This window comes from Pseudochrobactrum kiredjianiae (assembly GCF_030362795.1).
In the GTDB taxonomy this organism is placed as follows: domain Bacteria; phylum Pseudomonadota; class Alphaproteobacteria; order Rhizobiales; family Rhizobiaceae; genus Pseudochrobactrum; species Pseudochrobactrum kiredjianiae.
The window spans coordinates 103,751-130,548 of the sequence record NZ_JAUCBM010000005.1; the positions used below are offsets into that span (position 1 = coordinate 103,751).

General features: G+C 50.3%; 17 protein-coding genes and 2 pseudogenes. 10 read left to right on the forward strand and 9 right to left on the reverse strand.

Annotation, left to right across the window (positions count from 1 at the left end; genetic code table 11):
- Positions 1-173 precede the first annotated feature (173 nt).
- From gatB to QUF18_RS11785, 5 genes and pseudogenes are all read left to right on the forward strand, one after another.
- The gene (gene gatB / locus QUF18_RS11765; RefSeq protein WP_289387293.1) at positions 174-1,673 is read left to right on the forward strand and encodes an Asp-tRNA(Asn)/Glu-tRNA(Gln) amidotransferase subunit GatB; all 1,500 of its coding nucleotides are present in this window, start codon (positions 174-176) and stop codon (positions 1,671-1,673) included.
- The gene (locus QUF18_RS11770; protein ID WP_289387294.1) at positions 1,673-2,176 is read left to right on the forward strand and encodes a GNAT family N-acetyltransferase; all 504 of its coding nucleotides are present in this window, start codon (positions 1,673-1,675) and stop codon (positions 2,174-2,176) included. Before gatB ends, QUF18_RS11770 begins: the two co-directional genes overlap by 1 nt.
- A gap of 188 nt (positions 2,177-2,364) precedes the next feature.
- Positions 2,365-2,760: an NADH:ubiquinone oxidoreductase subunit NDUFA12 gene (locus QUF18_RS11775; RefSeq protein WP_289387295.1), complete on the forward strand. Its 396-nt coding sequence runs from the start codon at positions 2,365-2,367 to the stop codon at positions 2,758-2,760.
- Between the two features lie 290 nt (positions 2,761-3,050).
- A pseudogene (locus QUF18_RS11780) lies at positions 3,051-3,416 on the forward strand (DUF2155 domain-containing protein); the annotation flags it as partial.
- 96 nt (positions 3,417-3,512) lie between these two features.
- A protein-coding gene (locus QUF18_RS11785) for an IS630 family transposase (RefSeq protein WP_289387298.1) occupies positions 3,513-4,459 on the forward strand; the annotation gives its coding sequence in 2 pieces (ribosomal slippage) (positions 3,513-3,852 and positions 3,852-4,459; 948 coding nt in all).
- A gap of 64 nt (positions 4,460-4,523) precedes the next feature.
- Here QUF18_RS11785 and aat read toward each other — a convergent pair.
- The 6 genes from aat to QUF18_RS11815 form a co-directional block, all read right to left on the reverse strand.
- A complete protein-coding gene (gene aat, locus QUF18_RS11790; RefSeq protein ID WP_289387300.1) occupies positions 4,524-5,135 on the reverse strand; it encodes a leucyl/phenylalanyl-tRNA--protein transferase in 612 nt (203 codons plus the stop codon).
- Between the two features lie 5 nt (positions 5,136-5,140).
- Positions 5,141-6,496, reverse strand: coding sequence for an acetyl-CoA carboxylase biotin carboxylase subunit (accC, locus tag QUF18_RS11795; RefSeq protein ID WP_289387301.1), 1,356 nt, complete (start codon positions 6,494-6,496; stop codon positions 5,141-5,143).
- A gap of 105 nt (positions 6,497-6,601) precedes the next feature.
- Positions 6,602-7,069 carry an acetyl-CoA carboxylase biotin carboxyl carrier protein gene (accB, locus tag QUF18_RS11800; protein ID WP_289387303.1) on the reverse strand — a complete coding sequence of 156 codons (468 nt, stop codon included), beginning with the start codon at positions 7,067-7,069 and terminating at the stop codon, positions 6,602-6,604.
- A 115-nt stretch (positions 7,070-7,184) separates the two neighbouring features.
- Positions 7,185-7,634 (reverse strand): type II 3-dehydroquinate dehydratase, encoded by a 450-nt coding sequence (gene aroQ, locus QUF18_RS11805; protein ID WP_113945760.1) that lies wholly within the window; start codon positions 7,632-7,634, stop codon positions 7,185-7,187.
- Between the two features lie 179 nt (positions 7,635-7,813).
- A complete protein-coding gene (locus QUF18_RS11810) occupies positions 7,814-8,587 on the reverse strand; it encodes a DsbA family protein (protein ID WP_289387304.1) in 774 nt (257 codons plus the stop codon).
- A gap of 113 nt (positions 8,588-8,700) precedes the next feature.
- Complete coding sequence (locus QUF18_RS11815; RefSeq protein WP_289387538.1) at positions 8,701-10,062, reverse strand: M48 family metalloprotease; 1,362 nt, start codon at positions 10,060-10,062, stop codon at positions 8,701-8,703.
- Between the two features lie 610 nt (positions 10,063-10,672).
- On the opposite strand from QUF18_RS11815, the gene QUF18_RS11820 reads away from it, so the two are divergent.
- Positions 10,673-11,776: a pyridoxal phosphate-dependent aminotransferase gene (locus tag QUF18_RS11820; protein WP_374806741.1), complete on the forward strand. Its 1,104-nt coding sequence runs from the start codon at positions 10,673-10,675 to the stop codon at positions 11,774-11,776.
- Between the two features lie 362 nt (positions 11,777-12,138).
- Here QUF18_RS11820 and QUF18_RS11825 read toward each other — a convergent pair.
- Positions 12,139-14,934, reverse strand: a pseudogene (locus tag QUF18_RS11825) (Rne/Rng family ribonuclease); the annotation flags it as partial.
- A gap of 1,338 nt (positions 14,935-16,272) precedes the next feature.
- On the opposite strand from QUF18_RS11825, the gene QUF18_RS11830 reads away from it, so the two are divergent.
- The 3 genes from QUF18_RS11830 to prfB all read left to right on the forward strand — a co-directional run bounded on the left by QUF18_RS11830 (position 16,273) and on the right by prfB (position 21,529).
- Entirely contained in the window at positions 16,273-17,469 is a 1,197-nt protein-coding gene (locus QUF18_RS11830; RefSeq protein ID WP_289387539.1) for an N-acetylmuramoyl-L-alanine amidase, read from the forward strand.
- A 339-nt stretch (positions 17,470-17,808) separates the two neighbouring features.
- Positions 17,809-20,271: a penicillin-binding protein 1A gene (locus QUF18_RS11835; RefSeq protein WP_289387307.1), complete on the forward strand. Its 2,463-nt coding sequence runs from the start codon at positions 17,809-17,811 to the stop codon at positions 20,269-20,271.
- A gap of 129 nt (positions 20,272-20,400) precedes the next feature.
- Positions 20,401-21,529 (forward strand): peptide chain release factor 2 gene (gene prfB / locus QUF18_RS11840; RefSeq protein WP_289387308.1). Its coding sequence is split into 2 segments (ribosomal slippage): positions 20,401-20,469 and positions 20,471-21,529, totalling 1,128 coding nucleotides; the frame shifts between segments, so codons are not numbered across the junction.
- 105 nt (positions 21,530-21,634) lie between these two features.
- Here the strand turns inward: prfB and QUF18_RS11845 are convergent.
- Both QUF18_RS11845 and bcp read right to left on the reverse strand, forming a co-directional pair.
- On the reverse strand, positions 21,635-21,991 hold the full coding sequence (locus QUF18_RS11845) for a hypothetical protein (protein ID WP_289387309.1): 357 nt from the start codon (positions 21,989-21,991) through the stop codon (positions 21,635-21,637).
- A gap of 250 nt (positions 21,992-22,241) precedes the next feature.
- Complete coding sequence (bcp, locus tag QUF18_RS11850) at positions 22,242-22,751, reverse strand: thioredoxin-dependent thiol peroxidase (protein ID WP_289387310.1); 510 nt, start codon at positions 22,749-22,751, stop codon at positions 22,242-22,244.
- Positions 22,752-23,107: 356 nt separating this feature from the next.
- Between bcp and QUF18_RS11855 the strand changes: the two genes are divergently transcribed.
- Positions 23,108-26,755, forward strand: a complete 3,648-nt coding sequence (locus QUF18_RS11855; RefSeq protein ID WP_289387311.1) for a YhdP family protein — start codon at positions 23,108-23,110, stop codon at positions 26,753-26,755.
- The last annotated feature ends 43 nt before the right edge of the window (positions 26,756-26,798 follow it).

The following is a 26,798-nucleotide window of genomic DNA, read 5'->3' on the forward strand; positions in this document are numbered from 1 at the left end:
GGGTGCACTGGCGTGGCAGAATGTTTATACTTCGCGCAATGATAGTTGATCCGCGCTGAAACAATACTGAAATCCCAGAGAACACTTGCCAGTCAGGCCGGTTTGTTTTAGCCAGAAGCATGAGAAAACGGCTGAGTATTGCTCGTGCCGCAAAAACAGAGATTTAAGAGCCCATGTCCCTTATCGATACACGCACGCCAGACCCGAAACGCCTGATCTCCGGTGCCACCGGTGACTGGGAAGTGGTGATCGGGATGGAAGTCCATGCGCAGGTGACTTCCAATTCCAAATTGTTCTCCGGTGCAGCCAACGAATTTGGCGCGGAACCAAACGCCAATGTTTCGCTGATTGATGCCGCAATGCCGGGCATGCTGCCGGTGATCAACGCAGAATGCGTGGCGCAGGCCATTCGTACCGGTCTTGGACTGAAAGCACAGATCAATCTGAAGTCGGTTTTCGATCGTAAAAACTATTTCTATCCGGATCTGCCGCAGGGCTACCAGATTTCTCAGTTCAAACAGCCAATCGTTGGCGAAGGTACCGTGATTGTATCTGTCGGCCCTGATTCCAAAGGCCAGTTTGAAGATGTTGAAGTCGGCATTGAACGCGTGCATCTGGAGCAGGATGCCGGTAAGTCGATTCATGACCAGCATCCAAGCATGTCTTTTGTTGACCTGAACCGTTCAGGCGTGGCGCTGATGGAAATCGTTTCCAAGCCGGATATCCGCTCATCTGATGAAGCACGCGCTTATATGACCAAGCTGCGCAGCATTCTGCGTTATCTCGGTACTTGCGACGGTAATATGGACGAAGGTTCCATGCGTGCCGACGTTAACGTCTCTGTGCGTCGCCCGGGCGGTGAATTCGGCACACGTTGCGAAATCAAGAACATGAACTCCATCCGCTTCATTGGTCAGGCGATTGAGTATGAAGCCCGTCGTCAGATCGGTATTCTGGAAGATGGTGGCAAGATCGATCAGGAAACCCGTCTTTATGATGCGGTAAAGGGTGAAACCCGCTCAATGCGCTCTAAAGAAGAAGCGCATGATTACCGCTATTTCCCGGACCCTGATCTGCTGCCGCTGGAATTCACACAGGCCTATGTTGATGAACTGGCTGCCGGTTTGCCGGAACTGCCGGATGATAAGAAGAACCGTCTGGTTGAAACACTGGGACTGTCTGTTTATGACGCCTCAATCCTGATTACTGAAAAAGCCATTGCTGACTATTTCGAATCGGTTGCAGATGGCCGTGACGGTAAAGTTGCAGCAAACTGGGTTATCAATGATCTGCTCGGCGCTTTGAACAAGGCAGGTAAGGATATTGAGTCTGCTCCGGTTACGCCGCAGCAGCTCGGTGGCATTCTTGATCTGATCAAAGAAGGCACAATTTCCGGTAAGATCGCCAAAGACCTGTTTGAGATCGTCTGGAACGAGGGCGGCGATCCTAAAGAGATCGTTGAAGCCCGCGGCATGAAGCAGGTCACTGATACCGGTGCGATTGAAAAAGCCGTTGATGAAATCATCTCTGCTAATCCGGAAAAAGCGGCTCAGGCTCAGGAGAAACCAACCTTGGCTGGCTGGTTCGTTGGTCAGGTGATGAAAGCAACCGGCGGTAAAGCAAACCCGCAGGCTGTGAATGATCGGGTTAAAGCGAAACTGGGCATCGAATAATGTGGCTACGCTCCGCAAATAAAGATGATCTGAGGGCTGTGCATCAGTTGCTGGTCAAGACCTGGCATGCCACATTTGATGATGTGCTGGGTGTTGAGACCGTCAATAAGGTCACGGGCGGGTATCATTCTGTTGCCGCACTGACCCGCAATCTGGCTAAGCCTTATTCGGAATTTGTTGTGGCAGATGACGGCGAGGGCAACCTCGTCGGCATGGCTTTTGCCAGTCAGAGTAAAGCCGGAATTGCGGAGCTGCATCAGCTTTATGTCGATCCGGAGCAGCAGGTTCAGGGTATCGGCACCATGCTGCTGGCAGAAATCGAGATGGCTTTTCCTGATGTGGAGAAGCTGGCACTTGATGTGATTGCGAAGAATCAGAAAGCTCTGGATTTCTATAGTCGCAAGGGTTTTGAAAAGACCGGCGAGACGAAAGACTGGGGCACACTGAAACTTGATATCAATGTTATCAAAATGGAAAAGCCGCTGACCGGCTGGTCTATGTGATTTTTTGCTCTGAAATCCGACCTTTATCACCGTTGCGATAGCCGTTAAAACGGTGATTACAGGCAGGATATGCTCTGAAGAGCGGCAACTTGACCCTTGCGCAGAGCCGCAGATAAGGTCATAAGCAGGGAATAATCTGCATGATCCTGTGCCTTGATGGTCAGGATAGTTCAGGATCTGGAAGTGCTATGAAAAAATTTATTACTCAGGTCTTCACCTGGTGGAACAGCCAGACTATTGGCACCCGTCTTCATACCTGGCGCAAAGGTAAGCGCGTTGGTGAGGATGAGTTTGGCAATGTCTATTACACCGGTGGCAAAGATTCTGAAGGTCGCACACGCCGTTGGGTTATCTTTAACGGTTACAGCGAAGCCAGCGCAATTCCTGCCGGCTGGCATGGTTGGATGCATCACCGCACCGATACACCGCCGACTGAAGAAAACTATCAGCCACGCGAATGGCAGAAGGCGCACCAGCAAAATCTGACTGGTACACCACAGGCTTATCGCCCGCAGGGTGCAATTTCGGCTTCCGGTCAGCGTCCTGCTGTTACCGGCGATTACGACGCCTGGACACCGAATTGATCTGAATTTCGACAAAATGAGCAGGCGGCAACTTAAGAAGTGTGCCGCCTTTGCATTTTTACAGGATATTTCCGGGCATTTGGTTCTGCTAATCAGGCTTGGGGAAAACTATGCTTAGTTGTGTTTTTTCTCACAAATGCCGTAAAGAACAGGCTAATTTCCTGCTGGTGCTTTCTTGCACCATTTAAGCAACCAGTACCAAAGGCAGAATGTGAATGAATGTTTCTTCCGGACGAAATTTTGGAGCAACATTTCTGCTGGTTGCAGGACTTGCGGTTTCAGGTCTGAGCATCGCAGGGCTGGGCGGGCTTTCTGAAGCCAAAGCCGAACGCATTGCCAATAAAGTTGCCGAGTTTTCCGGTCTTGATAAAATTACCGGACGTATTACGACTTTTGATGTTTATATCAATGAAACGGTGCAGTTCGGTGCGCTGCAGGTAACGCCTAAGGTTTGCTACAGCCGCTCTGAAAGTGAAGCGCCGCGCACAGACAGCTTTGTGCAGGTAGATGAAATCACCCTTGATCGTAAAATCCGCCGTATCTTTTCCGGCTGGATGTTTGCCGATAGTCCGGGTCTGAATGCTGTTGATCATCCGGTTTATGATATCTGGCTGAAAAACTGCAAACAGACTTCCGATATTCCGGCACCGAAATAACTCTCGTTTAGAGCGTTTCCCTGACTGATTGAATCGATGGCTTTGCAAATCAGTCACTTTCTGATTCAAGCTATCTGCCGATGGAGGTCGGCAGATATGTCGCGAGCCCTTTCCGTTGATCTTCGCATACGTGTAGTGGCCGCCGTTAACGGCGGCGCATCGCATCGAGAGGCTGCTGAGCGTTTCGGTGTAAGTGCAGCCAACGTTAGCCGTTGGCGTAACCTTCAACTCCAGCAGGGAAATGTTCGACCCGGTCCACTGGGCGGCGACCGCAACTCCCACAAGACAGAAGCGCATGCCGATCAGATTATGACCTGGCTCGGCGAACACAAGGACGGCACTCTCTTCGAACTTCGCAATGATTTGGCTGCCCAAGGCATCGTAATCAGCAAGTCGGCATTGCATCGCTTTCTTGTCCGGAACGAACAAACGCGCAAAAAAAGACTGGCCATGCGGTAGAGCAAAGCCGTCCAGACGTTCTGGAAAAACGGCAATGCTGGTTCGAGGAGCAACTCGATCTCTATCCAGAGCGTCTCGTGTTCATCGACGAGACCTGGACGGCGACCAATATGACCCGTAGTTATGGGCGATGCCGCAAGGGCGAGCGGTTGCGGATGGGTTTTCCTCACGGTCATCGCAAGACGACCACATTGGTTGCGGGGCTGCGCAGCACAGGAATGGTCGCGCCACTTATCATCGATGGCCCCATCAACGGTGAGTGGTTCGAGGCATATGTCGCTCAGGTATTGGTTCCAACATTGAAACCAGGTGACGTTGTCATCCTCGATAATCTGTCCAGCCACAAACGGCCCGCAGCAAGGGAGTTGATTGAGGCGGTCGGCGCGACAATGATGTTCCTTCAGCCCTACAGCCCAGACTTCAACCCCATCGAAAAGGCATTCTCCAAGCTGAAGGCGCTTTTACGAAAGGCTGCCGAGAGAACAGTCAATGGACTTTGGGATCGCATCGGCAAGCTGGTTGATCTCATCGAACCGCAAGAGGCGCTAAACTACTTCAAATCGTGCGGATACGATCCAATATGAAAGGGAAACGCTCTAAAATATGCATAATATTTGCTGAGCGGTCAGAGCTTTGTCTGATCGCGCTTCAGAACTGTGCCGGCGTTAAAATCGCTGGCAGCAGCATTTCCTCATAGGCTTTCGCCGGAATTTCAATCGCGCCAAAGCGCTGCAAATGCTCAGTGGTAAATTGGGTGTCCAGCAGCTTGAAGCCGTTTGCCCGCAGGCGCTCCACCAGATGCACAAGGCAAATCTTGGAAGCATCTGTTGCATGACTGAACATGCTTTCGCCGAAGAACGCACCGCCAAGTGATACGCCGTAAAGACCACCAACCAGTTGCTCACCCTGCCATGCTTCCACTGAATGGCAATGTCCGGCCTTGTGAAGACCTATATAACCTTGGCGGATGGTCTGATTGATCCAGCTTCCGGCCTCAGGATCAAGCCGTATGGCGCACCCGTCCAGAACCTGTTCAAAGGCCGTGTCATAGCGGATTTCAAACGGAGCGCGTTTGACTGTTTTTTGCAGGCTGCGGGAGATGTGGAACTTATCGAGCGGGATAATGCCGCGTTGTTCCGGACGTACCCAGAAAATTTCCGGATCATCAGCACTTTCTGACATAGGGAAAATGCCGGAGGCGTAAGCCCGGAGCAGTAGCTCCGGACTTAAATCTTGAGGAGGGGATTTGCGTCCCGCCACCAGAGTTAGCGACCTGAAGCGGCCTGCTTTTCCAGATATTTCTCAAGCCAGTGGATATCATAATCGCCATTGGCGATATCCGGATTGGAAATCAAATCCTGAAAAAGCGGAAGGGTCGTATCAACACCATCAACAACAAACTCATCAAGCGCACGGCGCAGACGCATCAGACATTCGACGCGGTTACGGCCATGAACGATCAGCTTGCCGATCATGCTGTCATAGTAAGGCGGAATTTTATAACCACTATACACGCCGGAATCGACACGAATGCCGAGACCGCCCGGTGTGTGGTAATGGTTGATCGTGCCTGGTGATGGCGTAAATGTACGCGCATTTTCCGCATTGATACGGCATTCAATCGCATGACCGGAGAAGCGTACTTCTTCCTGCTTGATCGAAAGACCAAGACCGGCAGCAATACGAATTTGCTCATGAACCAGATCAATACCGGTAATGGCTTCGGTAATCGTGTGCTCCACCTGAAGACGGGTGTTCATTTCAATGAAATAAAACTCGCCGTTTTCGTAAAGGAATTCGATTGTACCGGCACCGCGATAACCGAGTTCTGCAACCGCATTGGCGCAGATCATACCGATCTTGTCGCGTGCTTCAGCATTCAGAGCAGGGGAGTTTGCTTCTTCCCAGACTTTCTGGTGACGGCGCTGCAAGGAACAGTCGCGTTCGCCCAGATGCACAGCTTTACCGGCACCATCGCCAACGATCTGTACTTCAATGTGACGTGGTTTTTCGAGATATTTCTCGATGTACACAGCATCATCACCAAATGCAGCCGCAGCTTCCGAGCGTGCAGTATTATAGGCAACGGAAATGTCTTCTGCGGTTTTGGCAACCTTCATCCCGCGACCACCGCCACCGGAAGAGGCTTTGATGATAACCGGATAACCGATTTCGGCCGCAATGCGGGCTGCATCCTGTTCGCTTGCCACACCGCCGTCAGAACCCGGAACAACCGGAATACCAAGACGTTTTGCAGTCTTTTTCGCCTCAATCTTATCGCCCATGATGCGGATATGCGCAGCGGTTGGTCCGATAAAGGTAATGTCGTGTGCTTCGAGAATTTCTGCGAATTTCGCGTTCTCGGATAGGAAGCCGTAACCCGGATGGATTGCATCCGCGCCGGTGATTTCGCAGGCAGCAACGATCTGATGAATGTTCAGATAGCTGTCGCGCGATGGCGGCGGGCCGATACAAACGCTTTCATCTGCAAGACGCACATGCATGGCATCCGCATCAGCAGTGGAGTGAACGGCAACAGTCTTGATGCCAAGCTCCTTACAGGCGCGCAGCACCCGCAGGGCAATTTCGCCGCGATTGGCTATGAGGATTTTTTGAAACATCGGTGCTCCTGCCTCAGCATGATCTGACTAGCAGACTATGCATTAAATCAAATGGGTCAACGATGGCTGTATTGTTGCCAACACAGCCGCGATCTTTGTGAGATCTTACTCGATGACGATAAGCGGTTCGCCGAATTCAACCGGCTGGCTGTCACCAACCAGAATAGCAGTCACAGTACCTGCACGCGGTGCAGCAATCTGGTTCATGGTCTTCATCGCTTCGATGATCAGAACAGTCTGACCTTCTTTAACGGCCTGACCGACTTCGATGAACTGTTTTGCACCTGGTGCAGGTGCCAGATAGGCTGTGCCGACCATTGGGGAAGGAACAGCATTCTTGGACTTGTCTGCTGCCTTTGGTGCTTCTGCCGCAGGCGCTGCTGCAACCGGTGCCGCCATAGCCGGAGCCGGAGCAAAATACTGCTGAGGAGCAGCCTGCACTGTGACATTACGCGAAACGCGAATGCGCAGATCGTCCTGTTCAACTTCGATTTCTGTCAGATCGGTATCTTTGAGGATGTTCGCGAGATCGCGAATAACCGCTTGATCGATACCGGAGCTTTTATTTGTCATGGGTCTTGCCCCTTTACCGCTAATATATTGTTGTTTGTTTTAGAGCATAAGCCTGACGGTCAGGGCACGTTATGCTGGTTTGGTATGCGTGGCATAATCCACTGTGAAAATCCGGTCAACTTTCAGGATTACGCTGATAACCCGCGAGAGCGCGAAGCCCCATCAAATAACCTTCTGCCCCAAAGCCGCATAAAACAGCTTTGGCAACCGGAGAAACGAAGGATTTGTGGCGAAACTCTTCACGGGCATGAATATTAGAGAGGTGTACCTCTACGACAGTCACCTGTGCTGCGCGAATGGCATCAAGCAGCGCAATAGATGTGTGGGTATATGCAGCAGGATTGATTAAAACCTGCGCGCCTTTTTCACCGGCTTCCTGAATCCATGTGACCAGATCGCCTTCGTGATTAGACTGACGGAAATCAATTTCCACACCCAGCTTCTCAGCTTCTTTACGGCAATTCGCGTGAATATCATCAAGGGTCGTCGAGCCGTAAATTGCCGGTTCTCTTTTTCCGAGCATATTCAGGTTCGGGCCGTTCAAAATGAAAATCACTTGTGCCATCGGGTGCGCTGTCGCTTTGCAATTCCGTTGTTCGGATAACTTCAGTCTGTCTGAAGTCTTTATCCCTACCCATATAATGGGGAATGCTTTGCGGTTAAAGCCTGTAAATCATATCCGTACAGGCTTTAACCGCATTTTCTGGCACTAAATTCAAATTTTATAGATAAAATTGTGGCGGTTTATTTCTTTTGGCCGTTTAACTGACGCTGTTCAGCGATTTTTTCGCTCAAAACATCGTGACCGACAGCACCCGGAACCAGCTCATTGCCGATAATGTAAGACGGTGTGCCGGAAATATTGAGCGCCTGCGCCACGGTATAAGCATTCTGGAAAGAGGTTACGACCTCTTTGCTTTTCATCAGTTCACGCAGTTTGGCTTCATTCGCACCCAGAGAAACTGCGATTTTCAAAGCGCTTTCTTCTGTCGAGCTTTTTGGCTCATTCATCAGTGCCTGATGCAATTCCATATATTTTTCAGGCATTAAGCGCTTAAATGCCTGTGCCACGAGGTGGGTACGCATGGAATCAGGGCCAAGAATCGGGAACTCTTTCAGCACAAAACGCAAATTCGGATCGGCTTTGATCAGCTCGTGCATATCCGGCATTGCGCGTTTGCAATAACCGCAATTGTAATCGTAAAATTCAACAATGGTCACATCACCCTTCGGGTTGCCGTAAACCGCATCATTGGCATCTTTGAAAATCGAATCATGATTTTCTGTGATAATTTTCGTCTGGCTTTCACGGGCAGACGCGGATTGCTTGGCTTCCAGAGCGTCCTGTACTTCCAGCATCACCTCCGGATTAGCGATCAGATATTCGCGGACGATCTTTTCAACAGCGGCTTTATCCAGTGGTTTGGCATCTTGTGCATGGCTCACTGCAACTGCGGAAACCAGAGTGGCTGCGCTGAAAATAGTGGTGGCAAGACGGCGCTTGAATTGAATGGTCATAGGATCACTCCGGATAAACCGGCCTTATAGTTTGGGTTAAGACTGCGAATCCGGCAGGCGGACTATGTTTGCTGAGCATAGTACAGGGAGGCGAGAGGCTCTCCCTGTTTGCATTATTTCTTTTTGGTTTTCGTATTGATGATATCCTGCGCACGCAGCCAGTCTGCTGAACCGGATTTCAATTGTTTCTGAGCACGGGTTGCGAAAATCTTGGCTTCATTGATGTTGCCGGCATAATAATGCTGATCTGCAGTGGCCAGATCGGCAAGCCCCATCTGGCCGGACTGGCCATAGGCCTGTGCCAGATAGCCATAGCCTTCTGAAAACTCAGGATCTCTGGTGACGCCTGCCTTTAACTCGGTGATCGCTGCCTGCATATTGGCTTTGTTGCCTGTGAGCATCAATGCGCGGCCATAGCTCATACGAATGAGGCTAGATTTACGCGGATCAAGAGCGGCAGCCTGTTTAAACTCGGCAGCAGCGCCAGCCGGATTGTTGGCTTTCAGTAGAATGTCGCCCTTCATTTCACGGAAATAAGGATTTTTCGGCTGCTCTTTAATCAGGGCATCAATTTTCGGAATTGCATTACGGGCATTTCCGTTGAGAAATGTGGCAATTGCATCGCCGTAGCGTGCGCCTAAGCCGCGCGGATTTTTGCGGAAGATACGCTGTAATGAGCCCATGCCGCCCGAATAGGCTGCAATTTTTGCCCGTGCCAGATCATGACGCTCTTGCAGGCTTTCCGGATCTTTTTTCTCAAAATAAGGGCTTTGCTGTGCCAGAGTCGACAGATTGGCGATGCGCTCTCGCGGCAATGGGTGGCTGACACGATAAGCATCAACCTGTGTGCCGCTGATCGACAGGGCGCTGGCAAAACGCTCGAATGTCACCAGCATGCCTTTGGCCGATTGGCCGGTTTTATTGAGGTAGTTGATCGCAGAACGGTCAGCGGCTGCTTCTTCCGAGCGCTGATAGGACAGCAGGCTACGCATGGCGATTTCACCGCCGCCAGCCGCAATACCGCCACCGGCACCGGCAATGGCGCTGTTCCGCGTAGCTGCACCGGCAATACCCGCACCAAGGCCGAGCAGAGTGCCGATAACGGCCATTGTCTTGGCTTGTTTCAACTGTTCGCGCAGCCGATCCTGATGACCACCGGCAAGGTGGCCGGTTTCATGTGCGATAACGCCGATAATCTCATTCGGTGTTTCAGATTGGAGCAAGGCGCCGGTATTGATGAAGATGCGGCGTCCGTCGACAAAAGCGTTGAAACTCTGGCTGTTGACCAGAATTGTTTTGATGCGCTGTTTGCCAAGCCCTGCCGCATTGAGAATTGGTGTTGTGTAGTCGCTGACAAGTGCTTCGATTTCCGCATCACGGACAATGGGTACTGAACGGGATTGTGCAGAGGCTGTGAAGGCAGAGCTTGCGAGAACTGCCGCAGAAATCATCAGCGAGAGTGGCAGGCGTAGCATCTGCTTAGAACTATTGCGGGCATGAACCGGCACGGATGCTGCCGGTTGTGGCGCAGGCGTGGTACGAAGAAAATCGGTTTTGGCCATCAATAAAATCCCGTTTCATAAACCATCAGGAGCAGGTTACCGCAAGCGGCAGGCGTGAATCAGCAACATCAATGATAATGCTGTTTTAGAGCGGTTTCAGTTAATATTGAAACGTTGAAACCGCTGTATCTTTTGTTTTACGCGCATTTTATCCTGAAAACCGCTTCACACTTTTCGGAATGCGCTAACTGATGCGACACGAAAAACAGAATTATATATTCTGCGTATCTTTCATGCCTGTGTTCGCGGTTTTATTCATGGCATTTCAGGCCTTTTTTATGACCTAAACTGAAGTCAGGCTTAAGAAGCCTAAAGTTTCACGGTGTTTTATCATTTCAGGCTCATATTTTGTGACTATCGGATGGTTGTTGCATGGGGCTGTTCGGGCTATGCAACTGGCATATTCTTAATCCCTGTATGTCTGTTGTGTGTTTCTTGCAGAAACGACTGTCTCAGGGGCGTTTTGAAGGGCTGAAAAGTGAGAGTTTTTTCCTACCGGAGTGATGTCGATCCGTTTCATGCCATGGATGTGCTGGCGGAAGCCAACCGGCGCCGTGCGGAAGGCGCACCAATGATTTCAATGGCCGTTGGTCAGCCTGCCGATCCGGCGCCGTTGCGTGTGCGTGAAGCCGCGCAAAAGGCACTTGTTGATGGCAAAATCGGCTATACGGATGCACTTGGCCTGATTGGTCTGCGCGAAGCCATTGCTGCTCACTATGCAGAACATTATGGCGTTGAAGTCAGCCCGCAGCGCATTGCTGTGACTACGGGTTCGTCTGCCGCTTTTAATCTGGCATTTCTGACCTATTTTGATCCGGGTGACCGTGTGGCGATTACCCGCCCCGGATATCCGGCCTATCGCAATATTCTGAAAGCGCTTGGCGTTGAGGTTGTTGAGATTGGCACCGGCGAAGGGATCAGCCCCAATTTAACTGCCGAAAGCCTGATTGCTGCGCATGAAGAGAAGCCGCTGAAAGGCGTGTTGTTTGCGAGCCCTGCAAATCCGACCGGCGCAATTATTGAAGATGATGAACTTAAAGCTATTCTGGAAGCCGCACGGGAACGCAATATTCGTGTGATCTCCGATGAGATCTATCATCGTCTGACCTATGACCGTCCTGATAAAACCGCACTGGCTTTTGATAATAATGTGACGGTTATCAACTCCTTCTCCAAATATTATTGCATGACCGGCTGGCGTATCGGCTGGATGGTGCTGCCGGAAGAAGCCGTGCGTCCGAATGAGCGCATTGCGCAAAGCTTGTATATTTCTGCGCCGGAATTATCGCAGATTGCTGCTATTGAAGCATTTAAAGCGTCTGATGAGCTGGATGTTATCAAACAGCGCTATGCGCTGAACCGCTCGATCCTTGGTGAGCATCTGCCGAAAATGGGGCTGACATTAGCAGCGCCTATGGACGGGGCTTTCTACGCCTATTGTGATGTATCGCGTTTTACCAATGACAGTATGGCGTTTGCCCGCAAAATGATTGCCGAGATTAATGTGGCCGCAACACCGGGGCTGGATTTCGACCCGCTGGAAGGCAACCGCACGATGCGCTTCTCTTATGCCGGAACCGCAGATGAAATGCGTGAAGCGATGCGTCGTCTGGAAGGCTGGCTCTGAAATCAATGATTAAGTGATGCGGGTTTGGATTTTCTAACATTACTACAATAAAAAAAGCCGCCGGAAATTCCGGCGGCTTTTTTATATTCTATACTATAAATATAAAGTGTTAGAGCGAGCTTGTGTAGCGCCCAAGAGGGCGCACAGTACTCTAAGGCTTAAAAGAAGCCTTTTTTCTGCCACCAACCGCCGCGCTTAGGCTGGTCAGATGGTTCTTCTTTCTTTTCAGATGGAGCAACCTGCGAGGTTACCACCGGCTTGGAAGCTTCCTGTGTGCTGCTACGTACACGTGCAGGCTTTTCAGGTGCTGGTTCAGCGGTAACTGGTTCCGCAGCCTCTGTCACAACAACAGCTTCAACGACTTCAGCCTGTGCCTCTGTAACCGGTTCTACTGCCTTTTTAGCGCGAGGCTTACGGGCAGGCTTGGCTGGCTTTTCCGCAGCTTTCTTGCGTGTGGTTTTAGCTGGAGCCTCATCGGATACAGCTTCAACGACAGGGGCTTCAACTTCCGCAACAACCGATTCTGCAACAGTATCCGCTACTGTCACAATGGCTTCAACTACAGTTTCAGCTTCCGGCGCAGGTGCAGCTTTAGCAGAACGTGGCTTGGCAGCGCGCTTGCGCGTTGGCTTGCCGGTTTTCTTGTCCGACTCTGCAGGTGCCGCGGTTTCTGTAACAGTCTCAACCTTGGCAGACGCATGCTTTCTTGGTTGTGCAGTCGTTGCTGCCGGTTTTGTATTTGGCGTGAAGCCCACAAATTCCGGTTTTGGCAGCGGCTGTGCAGCTTTTTCGGCTGCCTGTTTATGCGCATTCAGACGCGAGATAGCTTCATCACGGCTGAAACCGATAAACTCAACCGCAGGTGTGCGGGTATTTTCATATTCACCACGACGGTTTTTACGTCCGCCACGGCGGCCACGACGACGCTTCTTGCGACGATCTTCTTCAGACATGGACGCATTATCATCCGTGTCAGAGGCATCATCACTGTCATCTTCATCCGCTGCATTGTCGTCCTGCGCATCAGACGCATCACGATCGCGGCCATTCCGACGGCGACGGCGACGACGGCTGCGTTTGCGGTCATCAGCAGATTCTTCACGTGATGTCTCATCATCGGAAGAACCGGCTTCTGCCTCACCTTCATCTTCAACGTCGATGATTTCCGGATCGTTTTCTTCGTCATAAGGCATGAACTGGATGGTCTGCGGAACCGGATTAAGCGGACCGGCAGCCGGTGTGCCTTTATCAATAGCGAGATGCTGATGACCAACAGTTTCATCAATCTGCAATTCAATGGTCAGACCGAAGCGGCTTTCCATTTCTGCCAGCAGATGACGTTTATGGTTCAACACATAAAGCGCTGTCGCCTGCGGTGCGCGAACAATAATATTGTTCTGCGAATTGCGCTGCAGGAATTCTTCAATCGAGCGGATGACATGCAGTGCCATCGAGGAATCCGAGCGGATCATACCGGTGCCTGCGCAATGCGGACAAGGCTGCATGGTGCTTTCCAGCACGGAAGCGCGGATACGCTGACGCGACATTTCCAGCAGACCGAAATGCGAAATGCGGCCAACCTGAATGCGGGCGCGATCATCTTTCAGGCAATCTTTCATGCGTTTTTCAACGGCACGATTGTTGCGCTTTTCTTCCATATCAATGAAGTCAACCACAACCAGACCGGCAAGGTCGCGCAGACGCAGCTGGCGTGCAACTTCTTCCGCTGCTTCCAGATTTGTCTGAAGTGCAGTTTCTTCAATCGAATTTTCACGGGTCGAGCGACCGGAGTTCACGTCAATCGCCACCAAAGCTTCGGTCTGGTTGATGATGATGTAACCACCGGATTTCAGCGTCACCTGCGGGTGCAGCATACGGTCGAGCTGTGCTTCAATGCCTGTGCGGGCAAAGATCGGCGTTGTTTCACGGTATGGCTGAACAACACGCGCATGGGTCGGCATCAGCATCCGCATGAAATCTTTAGCTTCACGGTAGCCGGTTTCACCAGCCACCAGAATGTCCGTGATGTCTTTATTATAAAGATCACGGATCGAGCGCTTGATCAGATTGCCTTCTTCATAGACGAGGGCAGGTGCCTGCGACTGCATGGTGAGTGTGCGGACATTGTCCCACATGCGCATCAGATATTCATAGTCACGGCGCACTTCAGCCTTGGTGCGATTGGCACCGGCTGTACGCAGGATTACACCCATGCCCTGCGGCACTTCGAGTTCCTTGACGATATCTTTCAGGCGCTTGCGATCCTGAATATTGGTAATTTTACGCGAAATGCCGCCACCGCGCGCAGTGTTTGGCATCAGAACAGAATAACGGCCTGCAAGGGACAGATAGGTTGTGAGAGCCGCGCCTTTATTGCCGCGCTCTTCTTTAACCACCTGAACCAGAACAATCTGGCGGCGCTTGATAACGTCCTGAATCTTGTAATGTTTACGATGAACGCGATTGCTGCCTGGCAGTTCTTCCATCGCATCTTCAGCGCCGACTGATTCAACCTGATCATCTTCATCATCATGGTCGTCATCATCGTCATCGCTGTCGGATACATGCTGCTTGCGCGGCGCTTTCTCACGGATCACCGGCTGATCGGAAGAAGCGGCCATAACAGCTGCATTGTCTTCCGCATCATCATTTGCGGTTTCCTGAGCCGCTTTCAACTGAGCCTGAGCATAGGCTTCCTGTGCTTGTGCAGCGAAATCGCCGACAAATTCAGGCGCAGGAATCTGCGGAGCTGTAACATTGTTCCGATTGTTGTTCTGGTGACGGTTGCGACCGGAGCCACGACGATCATTGTGGCTGCGACGACCACGACGCGGCGCTTCTTCACGTTCGTCTTCATCTTCTTCACGTGCTGCACGGGCTTCTGCTTCAAGCAGTGCTTTACGGTCAGCTTCCGGAATCTGGTAATAGTCCGGATGAATTTCCGAGAAGGCGAGGAAGCCATGGCGGTTGCCGCCATATTCCACGAATGCAGCCTGCAATGATGGCTCAACGCGTGTGACGCGTGCCAGATAAACATTGCCCTTTAATTGTTTTTTATGCTCAGATTCAAAATCGAATTCTTCGATTTTATTGCCGCGCACCACAACAACGCGCGTTTCCTCCGGGTGGGAGGCATCGATAAGCATTTTGTTCGACATATGTGTTTTTCCTTCCGGCGGAAAAACGTAAATCCAGAGGAACCAAGGGCTCTGACAAAGAGACGGCCAGAGACGCTACCTGAGCGCTGGTTCGTGTATATGCGTGATTGCCGGATAAATTGAGCTTCTCCGGAACGCAGAGTACAGTCTTCACGCGCTGATGCCTTGCGGCACTCGCGATTTTCAGGCTGGTACTGGTCAAGTCTGCATGACCCATAGCGGTTCCGATCGAAACGACCTCGAAAGACCTGATAAACAGGCCGATTATAGTGCCGCATCAATCCTTGAGGATAAAAAATGCAGCAATTCAAAAGTTTTGCGGCATTTTAAACGGCGTTGATAACAACGCACGATGCCGTAGATAACAGATTGCCGATTATGATTTCTCACATAGCCTGCAGTCTTTATGAGCTGTGGCCGGTGAAACCGTACCAGAGCTAAATCCTTCTTCGGTTACGCTTACCGCCGAATAATTTATGAAATTATCCTCCAAGCGGTTGTGCAGTTTTCTGACGATTTTCATCGTCAGGTTCTGTGCTGATCTGCCACGATAAGAGCCTGTCCGCGGGTGTAAACCGGACGCTGAACAGAGAATGATTCCGATGGCAAATCTGTAACCTGATAATGCTTTTAGGACCTGATCGATCCTGTGACAAGCAGAATATAATAGAGTGTTGCCCGTTGTTCAAATGAATAATCTGCGGATTTTTAAATTTAATGTTTTATTTCAATTAATTAGAGGCTTGGTTTAGAAAATGTCTCGGGCCGTTTGCAGCGATAGTTCGCAATCAAATTCTAAGCCGGCTTTGTTCGCTGGAAGATTTATTCAGCCTCATCATTTAATGCTGCAAAGAGCTGAAATTTGAACGCAAATAAAAACAATTATTCTGTTATGAAAATGATGCGCCTGACAAAGTATTTCATTAACTATAAAGCTCTAATTTCAAATGCGGATGCCTGACAGATATGGCAGTGCGTTTCTCGGGTGAATTGCGTTTGAGTGGTTTAAAATTTGCTATGGTGCTGTGAGGTGCCATGTATCTGCCGTAAAGACAGCCATAGTGCCGGATGAAAATGCAGATCATTTCTGCCTCTACAGCATAATTTCATATATTTGAATCAGTCTAAGGTGAAATTATGCAGCAAATATAATGTGTTAAAGTGACCTTTGTGCGCTCAAGAGGGCGCTCTAAAGCGATAGTCCCGTACGAATAAAGCCACCATGAAATTCAGCCTAACCGCAGTTTGATCAAGACAATGTTTTTTAAAATTTCTGACAACCCGTTTGCCGGCATTTTGTCTGATTTTCTCAGTTACAGACAAAATGCATTTACAGTGATGTTGGCAGCTCTGGTGGTAATGCTGCCAATGCGGGCGAGTGTTGCTGCGCAAAATACGGCTGAATTGTCGGCGCTGACATTTCGGATGGCCGGAGATGAACTGCGCAGCCGTATTGTGGTGATGTTTGATGGTGAACCAAAAGCGCAAACGCATCTTCTTGAACGCCCGCATCGTCTTGTTATTGATCTGCCAGAGACAAATTTCGGCTTTGATAAAGAATCACTTGAGCCGCGGGGACTGATCACAGAAGTGCGCTATGGTTTGATCGCGCAAAACCGCTCGCGTCTGATTTTGAATGCGAAAGGCCCGTTTAAAGTTGAGAAGCTTGAGGTTCTTAAAAACGAATCTTCAGCGGGTTACCGGATGGTTGTTGATATTGTTGCCAGCTCTAACCGTGAGTTTGCGCAGGCTCTAGCCTCAAACACCAATGCCGATGCTGCACTGGATGCGGGAGAGGCGGGTACGTCTCCGGGGATTAGTGACACGTTGGGTTCCAGCCATCAATTTACGGTTATGATTGATCCGGGGCATGGCGGTATTGATAGCGGTGCTGAGAGTGTAGCTGGCACCTTAGAGAAAAATGTAACGCTTGCTTTTGGTCGTGAGCTTCGCGATGAACTCATGAAGAATAAAGACATTAATGTGCTGATGACCCGCGAGGATGATACGTTTTTGCGTTTGAGTGAGCGTGTGCGTCTGGCGCGCCAGCATGATACCGATCTGTTTATTTCGCTCCATGCGGATACGATCAGTCATAAGGATATTCGCGGTGCAACGGTTTATACGCTTTCAGACAAGGCGTCTGATGATGTGGCGCGCGCTATGGCGGAACGTGAAAATAATTCGGATGCCAGTGCGGGCATCTATAATGAAGAAGCGCCGGTGGTTCACGATATATTGATGGAATTGACGCAGCGCGAAACCCATTCATTCTCGCTGAATTTTGCTGACGGGCTGGTTAAATCTTTGCAGGGTGAGGTTAATCTTATCAATAATCCTCATCGTTTTGCCGGGTTTCAGGTGTTACGTGCGCCGGATGTTCCGTCTGTTTTGGTGGAAATCGGTTATTTATCTAATAAAGATGATGAGAAGCTGCTAAAAGACATAGCGTGGCGTAAACGGGCTGTAGAGCGAATTTCCCATGCTGTGGCTAAGTACTATACCTTGCGTAACAATGTGCAGGCTCAGCCTTGAAGATTGAGACGTGCCAATAAAGTTGAGTTGTGCAAAAAAAGTTGCGTCAAAAGCGTCACAGAAATGAATAAAGAGTTAAAAACAGTAAATTCATCTTGTCTTTGACGCATTTGCTGTTCACTACCCGTTTGCACCTTAGTGTCAGGCTATGGCTTATGCATTTATTCTGTTTGAGTAGTTTGGTTTTTGCTCAGATCAGGGTAGAGAATAGGTGGCTTGGAGGAGTTCAACAGGAATAAAATGTTTTAGCGCTGCAAAGCCTGCTAAATTTGCCTGTGAATTTTTACTAAGTTGATGATATATAATGCAGATAATCTGAAACGGAACACCGGATAAAATATGGTACGGCTTATCGGATATTTTTTCGGCATCGGTACGGTGCTAATGCTGATCGTGGCGGGGGGCGTTGCTTTTTTCGTCAACAGCATAAGCAAGGATCTGCCGGATTACGAAGTGCTGGCCAAATATGAGCCGCCGGTGACAACGCGCGTTCATGCTGCAGACGGTAGTCTGATGGCTGAATATTACAAAGAACGCCGCATGTTCTTGCCGATTCAAGCTGTGCCGGATCGCGTAAAAGCGGCATTCGTTTCTGCAGAAGATAAAAGCTTTTATCAGCATCACGGTCTGGATTATCTCGGCCTGACCCGTGCGATGAGCACGAATATTGTCAATAAGCTGACCGGTAATGACCGCCGCCCTGTGGGTGCGTCTACCATTACCCAGCAGGTTGCCAAGAATATGCTGCTCTCGTCCGAGCAGACCTATGACCGTAAAATCAAGGAAGCGATTGTTGCGCTGCGTATGGAGCGCACTTTCACCAAAGACCAGATTCTTGAGCTGTATCTCAATGAAATGTTCTTCGGTATGGGCGCTTACGGTATTGCCGGTGCCGCGCTAACCTATTTTGACAAGTCCGTGAATGAACTGACCATCAGCGAATCTGCCTATCTGGCTGCATTGCTCAAAGGTCCTGCAAACTATCATCCGTATCGCTATGCCCAGCGCGCTGTCGAGCGCCGCAACTGGGTTATTGAGCGTATGGCGGAAAATGGCTTCATCAGTGCAGAAGATGCGAAAGAAGCCAAAGAAACACCGCTTGGCGTGAAACCGCATAATGCCGATGAACGCCTGTTCGCCAGTGAATATTTCGCTGAGGAAGTGCGTCGCCAGATCGTTTCGCGTTATGGCAATGCTTCTCTGCTCGAAGGCGGTCTTTCGGTGCGTACAACGCTTGATCCGCAATTGCAGATCAAAGCGCGTAAGACATTGCATAACGGTTTTATCCGCTATGACGAAGCGCAAGGCTATCGTGGTCCTGTTAAAAAACTGCCGATGAATGCCGATTGGGGACAGGAACTGGGCGAAGTTGCCGGTCTGACCGACGTGCCTGAGTGGCAATTGGCGGTGGTTCTGGATGCGACACCGGATGTGCTGGAGATCGGACTTCAGCCTGTCCGTGATCCTTCAGGAAAAATCAGTGAAGAGCGTGTGACGGGGCGTGTAGCCGCTGCCGATATGAAATGGGCAATGCGCATGAATATCGCTGGCAAGCGTTCAACAGCTAAATCTCCGGCTGGTGTGCTTGATGTCGGCGATGTGATCTATGTCGAGAAAAAAGACGGTAATGCTTATCGTTTGCGTCAGGTGCCGAAAATCTCCGGTGCGCTGGTTGCCATGGACCCGCATACCGGCCGCGTGCTGGCTATGGTTGGTGGTTTCTCCTATGCGCAGTCGGAATTTAACCGTGCAACGCAGGCTTATCGTCAGCCGGGTTCTGCTTTCAAACCTTTTGTCTATGCCGCTGCATTGGATAATGGCTATACGCCTGCATCCGTGGTGCTTGATGGCCCGATCTCTGTCGATCAGGGCGGTTCGCTCGGCGTATGGAGCCCGAAAAACTACTCCGGTAAGTTCTCAGGCCCTTCAACATTACGCTACGGTATTGAGCAATCACGTAACCTGATGACTGTGCGTCTGGCACAGGATATGGGCATGAAAACCGTTGCGGAATATGCAGAACGCTTTGGTATCTATGACAAGATGATGCCGGTGCTTGCCATGTCGCTTGGTGCCGGTGAAACCACTGTGCTGCGTATGGTGACAGGCTATTCGATTATGGCGAATGGCGGACGTTCGATCACGCCTTCGATGATTGACCGTGTGCAGGATCGTTACGGTAAGACCATTTTCAAACATGATATGCGTCAGTGCCAGAATTGTAATGCGGAAGAGTGGAATAATCAGGAAGAGCCTGAGCTGATTGATGATCGCGATCAGGTGCTTGATCCGATGACTGCTTATCAGATCACTTCTATGATGGAAGGTGTTGTTAAGCGCGGTACTGCCCGTATGTTGCTCAGCCTTAATCGTCCGCTTGCCGGTAAAACCGGTACGACAAATGATGAAAAAGATGCATGGTTTGTAGGCTTTACGCCGGATATGGTTGTTGGTCTTTACCTTGGTATGGATCAGCCGGCAGCGCTTGGTCGTGGCGGTACAGGTTCCGGTCTTGCGGTTCCGGTGTTCAAGGATTTCATGACCGTTGCAATGGCTAATGCGCCGAAAGTTGATTTCCGTGTTCCTGAAGGCATGACCATGATTGCGATTAACCGTCGTACAGGTATGCGCGCAACGCCGGGTGGCCCGGATGTGATTATGGAAGCCTTTAAACCGGGTACAGGCCCTGCTGATAGCTATTCTGTTATCGGTGCGGATAGTTTCCAGGAAGGTTCGCCGGTGCAGCCGCAATCACCACAGGCCAATAAGGCAATCAATTCCGGATCGGGTGGTCTTTATTAAGACCGGACATCAAGGGAAATATTGACAGGCTTTATCACAATCAGCATACAGGCACTCTGAGCAGTGCCTGTATGCTTTTTTGTTAAAGTCATGCACTGACTACAAATCAATGATAAAGGAGCCGCAGCTATGCGTGCCGAGATTGAGAACTTGGTTGTCGAAATCAAGCAGGCCATAAGCCTGCTGAGGAGGCATCTTTGACTGGGATCAGTCACTGAAGAAACTCGAATATCTGAATAGCCGTGCTGAAGATCCAAACCTGTGGAACGATCCGCAGGAAGCCCAAAAGCTGATGCGTGAACGCCAACAACTGGATGACAGCATCAACGGTATTCTCGCGCTGACCCGCTCGCTTGAAGATAATATCGAGCTGATTGCCATGGGTGAAGAAGAGGGCGATAAGTCCATCATCACTGATGCGGAAAACGCTATTCGTGAGATTAAGGCTGATCTTGATAAGCGCCAGATTGAAATGCTGCTCAGCGGTGAAGCTGACGGCAATGATGCTTATCTGGAAGTTCATGCCGGTGCCGGTGGTACGGAAAGTCAGGACTGGGCGTCCATTCTTCTGCGCATGTATTCGCGCTGGGGTGAGCGCGATGGCCGCAAAGTGGAAGTTCTGGAAGTTCAGAACGGGGAAGAAGCGGGTATTAAATCCGCAACGATCCTCGTGAAAGGCCATAACAGCTACGGTATGCTGAAAACAGAATCAGGCGTGCATCGTCTGGTACGTATTTCGCCGTTTGATTCCAATGCGCGCCGTCACACGTCTTTTGCCAGTATCTGGGTCTATCCTGTAATCGACGACAATATTGAAGTCGCGGTTACAGAATCAGATGTACGTATTGATACATACCGCGCTTCCGGTGCGGGCGGTCAGCACGTTAACACCACAGATTCGGCTGTTCGTATTACGCATATTGCTACCGGCATTGTGGTGCAGTGTCAGACACAGCGTTCGCAGCATAAAAATAAAGAGCAGGCATGGTCGATGCTTCGTGCCCGTCTTTATGAAGAAGAGCTGAAGAAGCGTGAAGATGCTGCCAATGAGGTTAACTCATCCAAGACCGATATCGGTTGGGGACATCAGATTCGTTCTTATGTCATGCAGCCTTATCAGTTGGTCAAAGACCTGCGTACCGGTGTTGAAAGCACAAGCCCTGATGATGTGCTGGATGGTGATCTGGATGAATTCATGGAAGCAGCTTTGGCACAGCGTGTGCATGGCACGGATGCCGATGTGCAGGACATTGATTGATCTGATTAAATGATCAAAACAAAAAACGCCGCTAAGTTTAGCTTAGCGGCGTTTTTTATTATCAGAGCGAGCGCCGTGTGGCAGGTTAAGCGTGACACACTCTCGTTATTTCGGCACTGGTCCGGTGATAAAAGGGTCAATACCGGCAAAACTGGCTGGCAGATCGAGGTCGGCCGCACCTTCATGAAATTTGGCAGTATAGGCCTGATCCGGCATTGGCGGCATCGGCTGTGCAACGGCCACTTGTTCAGTCTGCAATGTCAGGCCTGTTTCTGATAGCGGTGCTTGGGCAGGCAGTACGGATGCAGCTAAAGCACCGGCAACAAGCGCACTGGCTGCGATGCTGTAGCCGAGCAGGCCGGCCAGCAGAAAACTACCTGCACGGCGTTGTAAGCGCAGCAGTGTCGCAGAGGCGGATATGTTTGAACCGTTGCGGGCCATGATCTTACCTGTGACTGACATCGTCTTACTCCGTGGAGCGTACATGGTGTTCTGCCTTTCGTAAAAGAGCAGTTCTGTGATCAGCTTTCGGACAGGTTTGCGGATTTTGTATGGCAGGAAGATTGAACTTTTCTGCTTCGCAAAGGTTGCCGGAGCGGATCACTTTTTTAATTATAACAAACTGTGTTCATGGGTAAAACTGTTCTGGACTGTTGCTCAGATCATACACCGTTACAGAGTTAATAAAGGGTTTCCATTGCTGAAATAATCATCACTTCAGCGCGCGGGCGGCTTCGAGAACGGCCTCAGCATGACCGGCAACTTTAACTTTGCGCCAGACCTGTGCAACTTTGCCATCTTTACCGATCAGGAATGTGGAGCGTTCAATGCCCATATATTTGCGGCCATACATGCTCTTTTGTACCCAAACGCCATAGGCCGTGCTTAATGATTTTTCTTCGTCCGCAAGCAATTCAACGCTGAGATCGTGTTTATTGATAAATTTGTCGTGCTTGGCTGCATTGTCCGGCGAGACACCGATAATGCTGACACCAATGGCATCAAATTGCGGTTTTAGAGCGCTGAAGTCGATTGCTTCGCGGGTGCAGCCGCTGGTGTCGTCTTTCGGATAAAAATAAAGCACATAGGCTTTCCCTTGCAGCGCTGCTGAAGAAAGCGTGTCATCACCATTTTTCGGAAGTGAGAATGCCGGTGCCTGATCCCCCGCCTGTAGCGGCGTGTTTTCAACAAAAGTTACGGCATTATCTGTTTCACTGGTCATAAGTGTGCCTTTCTTCATCTTTAAGCGATCCGTTTAAGCCTTAGCATTAAACGAATGATTCAGCCTGAAGAATAGTGTGATTTTACTCACAGATTAGCATCAGGCAAATTCGGGTAGCATGAAAAGTCAGTAGAAATTTTTATCAGAGGTGTTTTTACAGGGGCAAAGTGAATTGATTGCTGCCCGCGACTTGTAATCATCTGTTGTTTCTGGGATTTTGGTTTTTATCAAGGCTTTGAAATGACGATTCATTTATGCGGAACAGATTGCTCTGATTTCGTTTCGGCTGAACAGCATATTTTCTTTTGAAGATAATGCAGGTCAGATGCAGACAAACCGGATAGTGATTTAAGTTTTTGAAAGAAAAACCGAGAAAAATCCGCTTTAATAAGCGCGACATCCAGCATCTGGATCAGTACCCGTCATCCGGTGCGGGAGCTGACAATAAAGCTGTACTGAAAGACTGCCCTGATTATCATGAGCTGCTGAATAAAAGAGCCGCACGGAAAGCGCGTCGCAAGCGCAAAAGCTTTGCCGCAAAATGCTGGCGTGCTTTTGCATCCGTGAGTTTTGCGCTGATAGTGCTGGCGGGTATTGGTTTTCTCATTCTGCGCTCCGGTATCAGCAGCGAGATGCTGCGTGACGAAGCACAACAACGCTTGCAGACTATATTGGGGCCTGATGCCGGTGTTTCGATCAGTGAAGCCTATGTGTCGCTCGACAGTAACCGTCAACTGGCGCTTGAGGCGCGTGATGTCGCCCTTGAGAGCAGCATTAAAGATATCTCGGTTGAAAAGCTTGGCGTAGTTAAACTGGGCTTAGCGCCATTACCGCTGTTGACCGGTTCTATTCAGGTCGCCCGTGTTGAGCTTGGCGATGCCATCATCCGGCTGGAAGAAAATGAAAATAAGCCGAAGCCTTTTATTCGCCTGCCGTTGAATGACAGAGGATTGGTTGATTTCGATCTGCTCTCGCGTGAGGTGTTTGCTGGTGTCGATCAAACGCTGGCGCTGCTTGATCTGCGTGGCACCAAAGCAATTGCCTTATATGATGTGACTTTTGCCTTTCGCGCACTGGATAAAGATCAGGAAATCCTGATCCGCAATGCGCATGTCAGTCAGTCTGAGAAAAAAGTAACACTCGATGCCGAATTCGTCTGGCAGGGTAAAGTCACGGCTTTAACGGCGGAAATGACTCGTGCTGATGACCCGGCACATGCTTCAGATTTTGCCCTGACGCTGAGTAATATTCCGGTCAGTCTTGGTTCGCCGGAAGAGGTAATGCCCAAAATTGCTGATGACCGGCCAAATCCGGCTTATTTCCATGTCAACAGCGTGGCGTCGATCTCCTTGTCAGGGCAGGCTGAGACGGCAGAACATAAAGAAATATTATCCGGTAAGTTGATGCTGGATGATGCCATTGTTGATATGGGGCGTGAGCGCGGGATTAAAGGCAATCTTGCGCTGAATTTCGAGCATGTGGCCGGTGAGGAAAAGCTGGAAATTAAAGCGCTGAATCTCAATTTTGGCGGTTTGTCGACGGTACTGGAAGGCGCTTTTGGTCTGGAACCGGTGAGTGATACAGAGCAGGCTATTCAGAAAATCCGTGAACAGGCCGAGCGCATTGCCAATGGTGGTGAGGGCGCATCGCAGGCCGATACTTTGCCAGCTGTGAAAATCAGACAGCCTCAGAGCGGCTTTGAACAGGCCATACCGGCAGCTGCAGATATTGCTGAGAAACCTGCTTATCGTTTTGAATTGCTTTCCAGAAGTGCTGTCAGTGCGCCGGAAAATTCAGCTGAAGCGCCGTTACCATTCGGCGTTAAAATTGCCGGACGGTTGATGCAGAATGCCAGCCGTGTCGATTTCAATGATCTGAATGTGAAAACAGATTCCGGTGAGCTGTATGGTCAGGGGCGAATGATTTTTGGCCATGGCTCTCCGGCGATGATCTTTATGCTGCGTATTCCGGGCATGCCGGTGGCACAGGCCAAGCAGCTTTGGCCGCTGAATGTGGCGGATGGTGCGCGTGACTGGGTGCTGAAAAACCTTTTCGGCGGTCAGATGACAGAAGGCCGGATTGATATTGCACTGGCTGCCGGTCATTTCAATGGCCCTGGTTTGCCACCGGATCTTACAGAATCGGATATTAAAGCGGACTTTAAAGTTGAAGGTGTGCGCTTTGATGTGATCGGTGAAATACCGCCGGTGCGCGATGCTGCGGGCACAATTGCGGTGCGCGGTGCTCACACAACAATCAGCCTTGAAAAAGGAACCGCATTTACGCCTGCCAATCGCAGTATCCATGTTGATGGCGGCACATTATTTGTGCCATGGGGGCGGCAGCGTCCCGTGATTGCCGATCTCAATCTGGATTTAAGTGGTGAGGCTTCGGCGATTACTGAGCTGGTGGGGTATAAGCCGATCAATGCGCTGCGTAAATTGCCATTCAACGCCGAAGATTTGAGCGGCAATGTCGATGCCAAGGTCAAAGTGGCTTTTTCGGTGACGAAAGATGCTCCGAAAGAAAGCCTGCAATGGCAGGCCGATCTGGCTTTCAATGACGTAGCAATGAAAAAGCCGTTTAACGGTCAGGCCGTATCGCAGGCCAAGGGCACGCTGAGCATCAATGAAGACGTGGCTAAAATCGATGCCACCGCAAAGCTCAATAATATTCCGGCCAAATTATCGCTGATTGAGCCTTTGGCGGATACGACCATCAAGCGTCAGCAAAATGTGCGGCTGGAGCTGGATGATAAAACCCGTGCGGCGCAATATCCGGGGTTGAATGAGATTTTCAAAGGTCCGTTGACGCTGGATCTGGGCGAAGAACAGGGAGAAACCCGCAAAATTTCGGCTGATCTTGGTAAGACCGAGGTTAATCTGCCTTGGCTCGGCTGGAAAAAAGGCTCAGGCATTCCGGCAAAGCTGACACTGGATTTGAAGCTGCCGAAGGATGGCAAAAGCCCTGTCTTGGTACGTAATTTCGTTTTCAACGGTACAGGCTTTCACATCAATGGCGATCTGACACTGGAGAATAACGAACTTCAGTCGGCGAGTATCCGTAAACTCAATCTGACACGGAATGATGATCTGAGCCTTGAAGTCCGTAAATCCGGTAATGGTTTCCGTGTGGATGTTCGCGGTAAAGCGTTTGATGCGCGGGCGCTGATTAAGCAAGCTGTTTCCGGCAATGTCGATGAGAAAAAAGACCGGCAGGGCAAGGGCGGTGTTATTCCACGTATTGTCGTGAATGCACAGATCGATGATGTTAAAGGCTTTTATGATGAAAGCCTGCTCAATGTTACCGTATCCTATGAGACAGCAGGGGCAAAGGTATCCGGTGTGTCGCTGAATGCTGTGACTGAGAATAATGCGCAGGTCAGTGCCACGTCCAGCAATCAGAGTGACGCCAGTTCGGTGGCGCTTAGTTCCGCCAATGCGGGGGCTGTGCTGCGGTTCTTTGATTTTTACGATAAGATGCGCGGCGGCAAAATAACGGCCAATCTGACCTCACAGGGCAAAGGGCCGCTTTACGGTAATATTGATGCACGGGATTTCTCTGTAATCAACGAACCGCGGCTGGATAAGCTGGTGTCCAGCAGTTCCAGTGGGGGCAAGAGCCTCAATCAGGCTGTGCGTAGCAATATTGATGTAACGCGGGTAGATTTTGAGCGTGGCTATGCGCAGATCGAAAAAGGCTCAGGCTATCTGACGCTGAAAAACGGTGTGATCCGCGGCCCTCTGATCGGCGCGACTTTTCAGGGGATTCTCTATGACCGCAACGGCAATATGTCTGTTACCGGTACATTCATGCCTGCCTATGGTCTGAATCGCCTCTTTGGTGAGGTTCCGGTTCTGGGTGCCATTCTTGGCAATGGGCGGGATCGTGGCCTGATCGGGATTACTTACAAGCTGGCAGGGAATGCCAAACAGCCGAATATTATCGTCAATCCGATTTCGGTGATTGCACCCGGTATTTTCCGCTCAATCTTCGAGTTTTAAACAGGGACGTTTTTATAATAAAAAAAAGCGCGGATTACTCCGC

Coding starts and splice junctions, on each gene's coding strand:
- QUF18_RS11845 (WP_289387309.1), bottom strand. CDS start 21,991: ATGTCAGTCACAGGTAAGATCATGGCCCGCAACGGTTCAAACATATCC.
- QUF18_RS11835 (WP_289387307.1), top strand. CDS start 17,809: ATGGTACGGCTTATCGGATATTTTTTCGGCATCGGTACGGTGCTAATG.
- gatB (WP_289387293.1), top strand. CDS start 174: ATGTCCCTTATCGATACACGCACGCCAGACCCGAAACGCCTGATCTCC.
- QUF18_RS11815 (WP_289387538.1), bottom strand. CDS start 10,062: ATGCTACGCCTGCCACTCTCGCTGATGATTTCTGCGGCAGTTCTCGCA.
- QUF18_RS11770 (WP_289387294.1), top strand. CDS start 1,673: ATGTGGCTACGCTCCGCAAATAAAGATGATCTGAGGGCTGTGCATCAG.
- aroQ (WP_113945760.1), bottom strand. CDS start 7,634: ATGGCACAAGTGATTTTCATTTTGAACGGCCCGAACCTGAATATGCTC.
- bcp (WP_289387310.1), bottom strand. CDS start 22,751: ATGACCAGTGAAACAGATAATGCCGTAACTTTTGTTGAAAACACGCCG.
- QUF18_RS11810 (WP_289387304.1), bottom strand. CDS start 8,587: ATGACCATTCAATTCAAGCGCCGTCTTGCCACCACTATTTTCAGCGCA.
- QUF18_RS11830 (WP_289387539.1), top strand. CDS start 16,273: ATGTTGGCAGCTCTGGTGGTAATGCTGCCAATGCGGGCGAGTGTTGCT.
- accC (WP_289387301.1), bottom strand. CDS start 6,496: ATGTTTCAAAAAATCCTCATAGCCAATCGCGGCGAAATTGCCCTGCGG.
- QUF18_RS11775 (WP_289387295.1), top strand. CDS start 2,365: ATGAAAAAATTTATTACTCAGGTCTTCACCTGGTGGAACAGCCAGACT.
- QUF18_RS11820 (WP_374806741.1), top strand. CDS start 10,673: ATGGATGTGCTGGCGGAAGCCAACCGGCGCCGTGCGGAAGGCGCACCA.
- accB (WP_289387303.1), bottom strand. CDS start 7,069: ATGACAAATAAAAGCTCCGGTATCGATCAAGCGGTTATTCGCGATCTC.